This is a genomic window from Mesorhizobium sp. M8A.F.Ca.ET.021.01.1.1 (genome assembly GCF_003998025.1).
Lineage (GTDB): Bacteria > Pseudomonadota > Alphaproteobacteria > Rhizobiales > Rhizobiaceae > Mesorhizobium.
Window position 1 is genome coordinate 1 of the sequence record NZ_RZSJ01000187.1, and the last position, 9,960, is coordinate 9,960.

Consider the following 9,960-nt stretch of genomic DNA (forward strand, 5'->3'; position numbering starts at 1 on the left):
ACATATTTGTCGCCCGGCTTGAGATCGGCGATGTAAGGCGTCTTCTCGAAGATTTTCGCCACGTCGAACAGGTCGAACTTGATCCCCGCCTCATGCGCGATCGCCGGCAGATGCAGCGCGGCATTGGTCGAGCCGCCGGTGGCCGAAACAACGGTCGCCGCGTTTTCCAGTGCCTTAAGGGTGACGATGTCGCGCGGGCGGATGTTTTTGGCAATCAGTTCCATGACCTTTTCGCCCGAGGCGAAATTGAAGCGGTCGCGCATTTCGTAGGGCGCCGGCGCGCCGCAGGAATAGGGCAGCGCAAGACCGATTGCCTCGGCGACGGTGGCCATGGTGTTGGCGGTGAACTGGGCGCCGCAGGAACCGGCTGAAGGACAGGCGGCCTGCTCGATTTCGAGCAGCTCGGCATCATCGATCGTGCCGACCGAGTGCTGGCCGACCGCCTCGAACACATCCTGCACGGTGATCTGGCGGCCGCGATAGCTGCCGGGCAGGATCGAGCCGCCATAAATGAAGATCGACGGCACGTTGAGCCGCACCATGGCCATCATCATGCCGGGCAGCGACTTGTCGCAGCCGGCCAGGCCGACCAGCGCATCGTAGCAATGGCCGCGCATGGTGAGTTCAACCGAATCAGCGATGACTTCGCGCGACACCAGCGACGACTTCATGCCCTGGTGGCCCATGGCGATGCCGTCGGTGACGGTGATGGTGCAGAATTCGCGGGGCGTGCCGTTGGCGGCTGCCACGCCCTTCTTGACCACTTGCGCCTGGCGCATCAGCGAGATGTTACAGGGTGCTGCCTCGTTCCAGCAGGAGGCGACGCCGACCAGCGGCTGCGCGATTTCGGCCGCCGACAGGCCCATGGCATAAAGATAGGACCGGTGCGGCGCACGCGCCGGACCGACAGTCACATGGCGGCTAGGGAGCTTAGCCTTTGAAATGACCTTGGCGTCCATTCTCTTCCTTGCCGCGGGCGGTGCGGCCTGCCCCATCGCCGAGCCTTTTGGCACGTGTCCCGAGACGAGTTCGAGGTGCGCCGGGTTTATGGCGGGAAATGGGCAATTTCCTCGGCCTGACCTTTAGCGCAGGGGTTGTTCAGAAAGTGTTGCCAAAACGTCACAATCGCACGAGGCGGCCCAAGTGCGGCTTATATGCAACGCAGCTTGTATGATGGGGCCAGCGACGACGCCGCACAAACGAAAAGGCCGGGCAATGCCCGGCCTTTCACTAAAACTTTCAAACGCTTAGAACTTGATCTTGACGCCGCCGGATATTGCCGTGACCAGATCATTGCCGAAGTCGTAACTCGCGTCGTCACCTGCAACATAGCCATTGTCCCCGGCCACTATACCTGAGTGACCGCTGGTCAAGACGCCTATTGCGCCAGCTACGCGAAATTCAATGTTGGGCTTAGGCGTGTAGGCAACACCGCCGCCAAGTGTCCACGTATCGGTCTGCGCTCCATAGCCGTGCGAAGTGCCACGATCCCATGAAAGCTGACCAGCAGCGCTCCACTGATCGTTAAACTTGTGGCCAACGCCGCCTGAGATCGTCCAGCCATCACGATACATCAGATCGAGTGAGGTTAACTGTGCAGAGTGCAGTTTGTCGCCCGTGACACAGAGCGCGTCGGGAGTACCCACCGCACAAATTGGAACGCTCTGCAGGACACTCCAATTGACCCACTTGACGGAGCCAAAAGCCAACCACCCAGGAGCGATGCCAGATTGCAATTTGAATTCAACAACATCCGGCATATATTGCGTGGAGCCGTAGATCGGAATTATGCCCTGGCCAACACTGGTCAAATCGAGCGTACCCTCGATGTTATCGAGCTTAACCTTCGAGTTATAGACGAGGCTCGCGCGCAGTGCGATGTCTGGGATTTCATAAGCGAGGCCAGCGCGCCAGCCCCAGCCAGTGGTCGACAGATCGACACGGCCCGTCGGTGACGGCCCAAATGGGTTGAAAGCCACAAGACTTTCCTTAAAGCCGTAGACCTTTTGATAGAACACACCGCCGATAAAGCGAAGCTGACCTTTGCCCGCATCCATCTTGTATGAGCAGGTGCCCGCGTAGTTATCGCTCTTGATGTCGGTCTCTATGTTTGAAACTGCGCCGTTCCACATGCCTGGCGCGGAATGTGCTCCCCAAGGTTGGGAATAGTCGACCATGCAATCGACGCCCGGAACGACCTGCGCCTTAACACCGATGCGCGGCACCCAATAGCCCTCCGCTCCATCAGCCGAGGTGCCCAAGCCGAGATTGAATCCGCCCGGCCCCTTGGCATTCTCGTATTTGCGATCCGGCATCACATAGGTTGCTTCGGCCTCCGTCGCGACCTGGGCCGGATCGAACAGCAGGTCGATATCGTAGCCGCCGCGCTCCAGACCGCCAGCATGCGCCGGGTGGATAAGCGAGCCCATCAAGGCCAACGAAAAGCACCCTGCCCCCAGCAGTGCTTTCAGACGCAAATTGCTCATGGATGTCCTCCCGAATAACTAGTGGATCAAGCTAGAACCAATTCAAGTTAACGGCGCAACAACGAATTCCCGGGCGTACATGTACATGTCCGCCAAACGCTTTTTCGACAAAATGCAAAGGAATGTCACAAGGCCAAAAACGGCCCTGCGCACATCCAAAACGCCGAAAAGATGCACGAAAATGGCCCCAAAAAGCTCGAAAACAGCTAATTTTGAGGGGATCTGGCCCCATTGTTACATTATGGCAACAATGGGGCTAAAAGTTTCCGTTTACGTCAAGATTTACGCAACGGAATGCCCATTTTTGAGGCCGGTGACGCATGGAATTCGCTCCGGGGTCATGCACGAATCTGCCCTTCAGCCGGCGTCGCGAACCCTGGTCAGCGCTACCGAAAGCTTGTCCTGCGCGGCGCGATATTCGGCCAGCTTTTCCCGCTCGCCTTCCACGATCTCGGCCGGCGCGCTGGCAACGAATTTCTCATTCGACAGCTTCTTGTGCAGGCGCGCGATTTCCTCGGTCACCTTGACCAGTTCCTTCTGCAGCCGCGCGGCCTCCGCGGTGAGGTCGATCAGGCTGCCAAGCGGCAGGCAGATCGTCGCCTCGTTGAGCACGATCTGTGCCGACCCCTTGGGTGCCGCATCGGCGAGCGAGATGTCACCAACACGCGCCAGCCGCTTGATCGCTGAGTCCTCGCGAACCAGCCGTTCGCGCGTCACGTCGTTGGCGCCGACCACCACGAGCGGCGCTATTGCCGCTGGCGGCACGTTCATCTCCGAGCGCACCGAGCGGATACCGGAGACGAGATCGACCAGCCAGTTGATGTCGGCGGCCGCTTCAGCATCCTCGAAATCCGGCGACGGCCATGCGGCATGGCACAGCAGCGAGGCGCGTTCCCTGCCCTCACCCGCCGTCTGCGCCCACAGCTCTTCGGTCATGAACGGCATCATCGGATGCAGGAGCTTGTAGATCTCGTCGAGCACGAAAGCGACGCAGGCGCGGCTCTCGGCCTTGGCGGCCTCGTCCGTGCCCATGAATACCGGCTTCAGCAGTTCCAGATACCAGTCGCAGAACAGGTTCCAGACGAAGCGGTACGCGGCTCCCGCCGCCTCGTTGAAGCGGTATGAGGTGATGCCGTCGGTGACCTCGCGTGCGGCGCGTGTCAGCTCGGTCAGGATCCAGCGGTTGACCGCCAGCTTAGCGTCGTTCAGCCAGAAATCGTCATTGCGCGCGACTTCGTTCATCTCGGCAAAGCGCGTCGCGTTCCACAGCTTGGTGCCGAAATTGCGATAGCCGGCGATGCGCGCCGGGTCGAGTTTCACGTCGCGTCCCTGCGCCGCCATCACCGTCAGGGTGAAGCGCAGCGCGTCGGCGCCATATTCGTCGATCAGATCGAGCGGGTCGATGACGTTGCCCTTCGACTTCGACATCTTGGCGCCGTTCTTGTCGCGCACCAGCGCATGCACATAAACGGTGTGGAACGGCTCCTCGTCCATGAAGTGCAGGCCCATCATCATCATGCGGGCGACCCAGAAGAAGATGATGTCGAAGCCGGTCACCAGCACATCGGTCTGGTAATAGGTCTTCAACTCCGGGGTTTCATCCGGCCAGCCGAGCGTCGAGAACGGCCACAGCGCCGACGAGAACCAGGTGTCGAGCACGTCTTCGTCGCGCGTCAGGATCTCGCCCGGCTTGAAGTTTTCGAGCTTGTCTTCGACCCACGCCTTCCAGGGGCCTTCGAGCGCCAGATAATATTCGATCGCCGCGCCCAGCGCCTCTTCCTCGGACTTCTCGACAAAGACGCGCCCATCCGGCCCGTACCAGGCCGGGATCTGATGCCCCCACCACAGCTGACGCGAAATGCACCAGGGCTGGATGTTCTCCATCCAGTCGAAATAGGTCTTCTCCCAGTTCTTAGGCACGAAATTGGTGCGCCCCTCGCGCACCGAGGCGATCGCCGGCTTGGCCAGTTCCGCCGCGTTGGCGTACCACTGCTCGGTCAGGTACGGCTCGATCGGCACACCGCCGCGGTCGCCATGCGGCACGGCGTGGCGATGCGGCTCGACCTTGTCGAGGAAGCCGCCGGCCTCCATCAGTTCGACGATCTTCTTGCGGGCGACGAAACGGTCGAGACCGTCGAGCTCGTCCCAGACAGCTTGCCGTTCTGGCGTCGCCTCGAGGCCCGCCAGGAAGTCCTCGTTGTCCTTCAACTTGACCGCCGCCTCGACCGTCAGGATGTTGATCGCCGGCAATTGGTGGCGTTTGCCGACCTCGAAGTCGTTGAAGTCATGCGCCGGCGTGATCTTGACCGCGCCCGACCCCTTTTCAGGATCGGAATACTCGTCCGCCACCACAGGTATCTTGCGGCCAACGATCGGCAGGACGACATTCTTGCCGATGAGATGTTGGAACCGCTCGTCGTCGGGATGCACGGCGACAGCCGTGTCGCCCAGCATGGTCTCGGGGCGGGTCGTCGCCACGGTGATGAAGGTCTTTGGGTTTTCCGGATCGAAGGTCGCGCCTTCGATCGGATAACGGAAATGCCAGAGATTGCCGTTGACCTCCTGCTGCTCGACCTCGAGGTCGGAGATGGCAGTCAACAACTTGGGGTCCCAGTTCACAAGGCGCTTGTCCTTGTAGATCAGCCCTTCCTTGTAGAGGCTGACGAAGACTTCGAGCACCGCCTTGGACAGGCCTTCGTCCATGGTGAAGCGTTCGCGCGACCAGTCGGCGGAGGCGCCCAGACGTTTCAGCTGGTTGAAGATCAACCCACCCGATTCGGCCTTCCACTCCCACACTTTCTCGATGAATTCTTCGCGCGTCAGATCGCGGCGATGGATCTGCTTTTCCATCAGCCGCCGCTCGACCACCATCTGCGTGGCGATGCCGGCATGGTCCATGCCGGGCTGCCACAGGACGTTCTTGCCGCGCATGCGCTCGAAACGAACCAGAATGTCCTGCAGCGTGTTGTTGAGCGCATGGCCCATATGCAGCGACCCGGTGACGTTGGGCGGCGGAATGACGATGGTGAAGGCCTCGGCCCCCTCTTCCGCTCCGGCGCCGGCGCGAAACGCGTCGGCTTCCTCCCACATCTTGGCGATCTTCGGCTCGACGGTCTTGGCGTCGTAGGTCTTTTCAAGCATGGGAAAACGGTCCGCGCTGTCGGGAATTTTGCTGGTTCGGTGTAAATCGGAAGGTCTTGGCCAAGTCAACCGCGAGGGCTGCCTGGGGTCATCACAAGCAGATAGGCGCGGACCTATTCATTTCAACAGAAGGCCGCGCGGCGATCGCATCTTCGCCGCGAGGCATCGCTGCGAACGAGCCCGGGGCTCCCGCGCCTTCATTGTCAGCGACCCCGATGGCAGTTTGATCGCCTTCGCCAGTTCGGCAACCAACGGCCGACCTCTTCACAACGAAAAACGCCGCCTCGACGGCGGCGTTTCTTCTGGAATTCAGGCCTGGACGCTATTGCGCCCCGCGTGCCACGCGCTCGATCTCTTCGCGCACCAGCCTTTCGACCAGCGTCGGCAGGTTGTTGTCCAGCCAATCCTGCAGCATCGGCCGCAGCATCTCCTCGGCCATCTCGTCGAATGTCTTCTTGCTGCGGCTTGCAAAGGCGTCGGACAGTTCGCCGAAGGCAGCCGCAACCTGCCGTCCAGTGTGTTCGGAAAGAATTGCGGGACGCACCGCATGCGCTTCGTTCGCCGCCGCGCGCGCCTGAGCCGTGCCCGTTGGAGCATCGTTTGACGAAGACCGCTCGATCGCAGGTTCCGCCGCCGACTCGCTCGCCGACACATCCGGCTGGGGCGATGGGCGGATGCTCCGCTCCGGCATCGCCTTGGCTTGCTCGCCAACCGCCGCGATCTCGCGACGCCAATCGGCGACGATGGCTTCACTTGTCGCAACCTCGACGGGAGCCGCCGGCGCGTCGCGGCTGGCGGCAGGCGCCGGCTCGGCGGCAACCCGGGCGCTGACCTCAGCCAATGTCGTCGGCGTCCTGCCCGCAGCCGGATCGGCACGTGGCGGCGTTTCGGTGCGTGCTGTCGCCGGCAGTATGGCTGGCGTCTGGATTTCCGCCATCGCGACAGGCTTCCTGACCTCTGGGACGGCATGCAGTTCGGCGCGGAACGCATCGATATCCGCAGCTGGAACAGCACTCGGCGCGGGCTCCAGGTCCTGTTGCAACTCATCGGCGTCGCCGGGCTGCTTGCGGCCGTTGTCGCTGTCTTCGATGATCCTCCTGATGGAAGCGAGTATCTCTTCCATGGAGGGTTCGCGCTGTGCGCTGCTTGCCGTTGCCATCGTCACATCCGCCGCCCTTGTGACCCGTTGCAGGTTTCCGCTCCGGCAAAAGCCGGATTCGAATCATGGCGACAGCGTAACCGACGGATCGCCGCACGAGAATCCCCAATCTGGGGACATGTGGGATTTCAACAGATTAGAGCGATTCCGCCAAAGCCGTGTGACGGTTCCCGTTAGCAACCACCAGAAGGACAACGACAATCCTGTGTTCCCGTACGAACCACTCAGCCCGGAAACGCCGTTCGAACGAAGGGCCTAGCGGCCATCCGGCGTGCGCAGGCCGATCCACTTGTCCTTGACGGCGTTGTAGTGTTCCTCCGGCTTGTACTTCGTCACCGCCAAGCCAAGCCGGTCGACCGACAGGCGGCCCATCGCCGACAGGATGGCATAGCTTGCCACCACCACATCGCGTTCGTAACCAGCGTGGTTGATCTTGGCGGTGATGACGGCGGCTTGCGCATTGAGCACGTCGAGCGTCGTGCGCTGGCCGACATTGCGCTCCTCGATGACGCCGTTCAGGGCCAGTTGGGCGGCGTCGATCACCTGCTTGTTGGCGGACGCGCTTTGTTGCGCGGCGGTGTATTGGGACCATGCCGTGGCGACGGCCTGGCGCACCTGGTCGCGGCTGACGTCGACCTGGATACGCGCCTGCCCCAGCGATTCCTTGTTCTGCCGCACGACCGCCGAGGTTCGGCCGCCCGAATAGATCGGAATGGTCAGCGTCGCGCCGATATTGGCCGACGTCGAATTGCCGTTGGAACCTGACAAGTCGGGGATGGCGTTGCGGTAGTTTTCCGAAACGCCAGCCGAAGCCGACAACTGCGGCAACAGCGCGCCCTCGGACGATTTCACCGAAAATGCAGCGGCATCGACCAGATGCTGGGTGGCAAGGATGGCCGGGTGTTCGGCCGATCCGATGGCGATCGCGGCGTCGAGGCTCGACGGCAACAACCTGCCCAATGGCGAAGCGGCCTTGAGCTTGCCGGGCTCGTCACCGACCACCTGGTGATAGGTCGCGGCGCTGGCCAGCGCCTGCGCGCGCGCAGCGCTCAGCGCTGCCACCGCGGAAGCGCGCGAGGCATCGGCCTGCGCAACGTCGGTGCGCGTGCCTTCGCCGACCTCGAAGCGCGAGCGCGCGGCGCGCGCCTGCTCGGTCAGGAACTGCAGGTTCTGTTCGGTCAGCACCGCGATCTGCCGGTCGCGAATCACGTCCATATAGGCCATGGCCGCATTGAACAGCGTGTTCTCCTCGGTATTGCGCAGGCTTTCAACGGACGCCTTGACCTGGGATTCGGCCGCCGCGACATTGTTCCTTGTCTGAAAGCCGTCGAACAGCGACTGGTTGATCTGGATGCCGTAGCTGCCGCTTGTCAGCTTCGAATTGCCGCCGCCATTTGCCTGGCGCGTGTTCGTATAGTCGATGTTGGCCGAGCCGGTGATCGTCGGGCGCCAGCCTGACTTGGCTATGGCCACGCTCTCGTCGGTCACGCGCACGCCGGCACGCGATGAATTTAGTGTGGAATTGTACTGATAGGCTTTTGCAAGGGCACCCGTGATGGTTTCGGCCGATGCAGCCAGTGGGGACAGCGCGGTCGCCGACACAAGGACGGCGGTGAAAAGTGACTTGCGTACTGACGGCACGGTTTAACCCTCATTCGTTTTCCATGGGAACCGCGCCGCACCAGCTTCTCTTCCTGAGCAGCCCGAACGGCGTGTTTCATGTTCCCTGTTGCTCAGCCCAAAGTGCCCCCAGTCTGGGATCAGCAACGATCGTTCAAATGCAAGCGACCATGACAAAGCCTTTGCTGCAAGGCCAAATCATTCAGAATTCGAAAGCATGCTCACGTTCGAATCCGGGTAGTGGCTTAATTGCCGCATTAAATGCCCTTCTCCCGGTTACAACCCCCCCCGCCTTGAAAAAAAGCCGCGCCACGCCCGAATTGCCCTGACCCTCGACCGCAACCAGGCGGCCGCCTTCGGCGAGTCGGTCGAGCAGCGACGCCGGCACTTTGCCGACACTGCCGCCGATGAAGATGACATCGTACGGCGCCTTCGCCGCATGGCCTTGCGCCAGAGCGCCCTGGACCACGGTCACATTGCCGCAGCCCAGGCTGGACAGGGTCGACGCGGCGGTTTGCGCCAATGCCGAATCGCTTTCGAGCGCCACGACGGACCTCGCCAGGCGCGACAGGATCGCCGAAGCGTAGCCGGTGCCGCAGCCGACATCGAGCGCCGAATCGGTCACACTGATCTCGGCCAGTTGCATCAGCTTGGCCAGCGGCGAAGCCTCCATCAGGTAGCGCGAGCCATCGGCGCTGTCTGCGATGCGGATGTCCTCGTCGATATAGGCAAGATCGCGCTGGCGATCGCCGACGAAAACCTCGCGGGGCACGGAAAGCAACGCGTCGAGCAGCGGCGCGCTGGTCACGTCGGTGGTGCGGACCTGACCATCGACCATCTTGACGCGAAGTTCGGAGAAATCAGCGCTCATGTCCCAACCAATCTGCTTGCCGCGTCAGAATCGCGGTTCATGTCGACCGGAACTTCAGGCTCCGGCGCTGACGCGCGGGAGCCCGGGTATTGGAGGCCTCGCCCGGAATCGAACCGGGGTGCAAGGATTTGCAGTCCTCTGCGTAACCACTCCGCCACGAGGCCTCGTTGCTCCCGGCGTTCCACCCGGTTCCAATAGGTTGCGGCGAAAAAGCCGTCAAGCGGCCACGACGTATTCCGAACGGTTTCGTCTGCGCCGGCTGCAGCCCTGTCAGTTCGCCGTCATAGCCACCCGCCCACATTCGCAATCCGTTAAGCATGGCGGATGATCGAGCGAAACTCCGCGCTCCGGCTTGCGTTGTGAAACGGGAGGACTGCGCCATGACCCTGGCCAAACCGAACGACGAAACGAACGGAACGGAAAACGTACCGCTGCTGGGGTCCGAGGACTTGGTGCGCTACGCCATCAACTGCCTGAGAATAGAAGGCACAGGCAGGCTTTCACCGCGTGACCGCGCGCGTCTGGCCTCGGCTTCCGCGGTCCTGAAGCAGATCAGCGAGGATTTGAAGGCAGGCACGCAACCGGATTCGAAGGAATCGGGCACTGGCACCGAGAGACAGGGCCAGAATTGATTCTCTTCGGAGACCACCGCCGTGCGAGATGTATCGGCCGCTCAATCCGGC

At 61.8% G+C, this 9,960-nt stretch carries 7 protein-coding genes and 1 tRNA gene; 1 reads left to right on the forward strand and 7 read right to left on the reverse strand.

All coding sequences use genetic code 11. The features are described from left to right. The 7 genes from EOA36_RS16440 to EOA36_RS16470 all read right to left on the reverse strand — a co-directional run. On the reverse strand, nt 1-959 hold a 959-nt coding region (locus EOA36_RS16440; RefSeq protein WP_189553245.1), incomplete at its 3' end, for a dihydroxy-acid dehydratase. Between the two features lie 288 nt (nt 960-1,247). Next, nucleotides 1,248-2,486: an OmpP1/FadL family transporter gene (locus tag EOA36_RS16445; RefSeq protein ID WP_127278526.1), complete on the reverse strand. Its 1,239-nt coding sequence runs from the start codon at nt 2,484-2,486 to the stop codon at nt 1,248-1,250. A 357-nt stretch (nt 2,487-2,843) separates the two neighbouring features. After that, nucleotides 2,844-5,627, reverse strand: a complete 2,784-nt coding sequence (locus tag EOA36_RS16450; RefSeq protein ID WP_127278527.1) for a valine--tRNA ligase — start codon at nt 5,625-5,627, stop codon at nt 2,844-2,846. Between the two features lie 322 nt (nt 5,628-5,949). Continuing rightward, the gene (locus EOA36_RS16455) at nt 5,950-6,786 is read right to left on the reverse strand and encodes a PopZ family protein (RefSeq protein WP_127278528.1); all 837 of its coding nucleotides are present in this window, start codon (nt 6,784-6,786) and stop codon (nt 5,950-5,952) included. 255 nt (nt 6,787-7,041) lie between these two features. Next, nucleotides 7,042-8,427, reverse strand: a complete 1,386-nt coding sequence (locus EOA36_RS16460) for a TolC family outer membrane protein (RefSeq protein WP_127278529.1) — start codon at nt 8,425-8,427, stop codon at nt 7,042-7,044. Between the two features lie 181 nt (nt 8,428-8,608). Continuing rightward, nucleotides 8,609-9,277 (reverse strand): protein-L-isoaspartate O-methyltransferase, encoded by a 669-nt coding sequence (locus EOA36_RS16465; protein ID WP_127278530.1) that lies wholly within the window; start codon nt 9,275-9,277, stop codon nt 8,609-8,611. Between the two features lie 90 nt (nt 9,278-9,367). Then, a tRNA-Cys gene (locus EOA36_RS16470) sits at nt 9,368-9,441 on the reverse strand. A 216-nt stretch (nt 9,442-9,657) separates the two neighbouring features. Between EOA36_RS16470 and EOA36_RS16475 the strand changes: the two genes are divergently transcribed. Continuing rightward, nucleotides 9,658-9,909 (forward strand): hypothetical protein, encoded by a 252-nt coding sequence (locus tag EOA36_RS16475; protein WP_127278531.1) that lies wholly within the window; start codon nt 9,658-9,660, stop codon nt 9,907-9,909. The last annotated feature ends 51 nt before the right edge of the window (nt 9,910-9,960 follow it).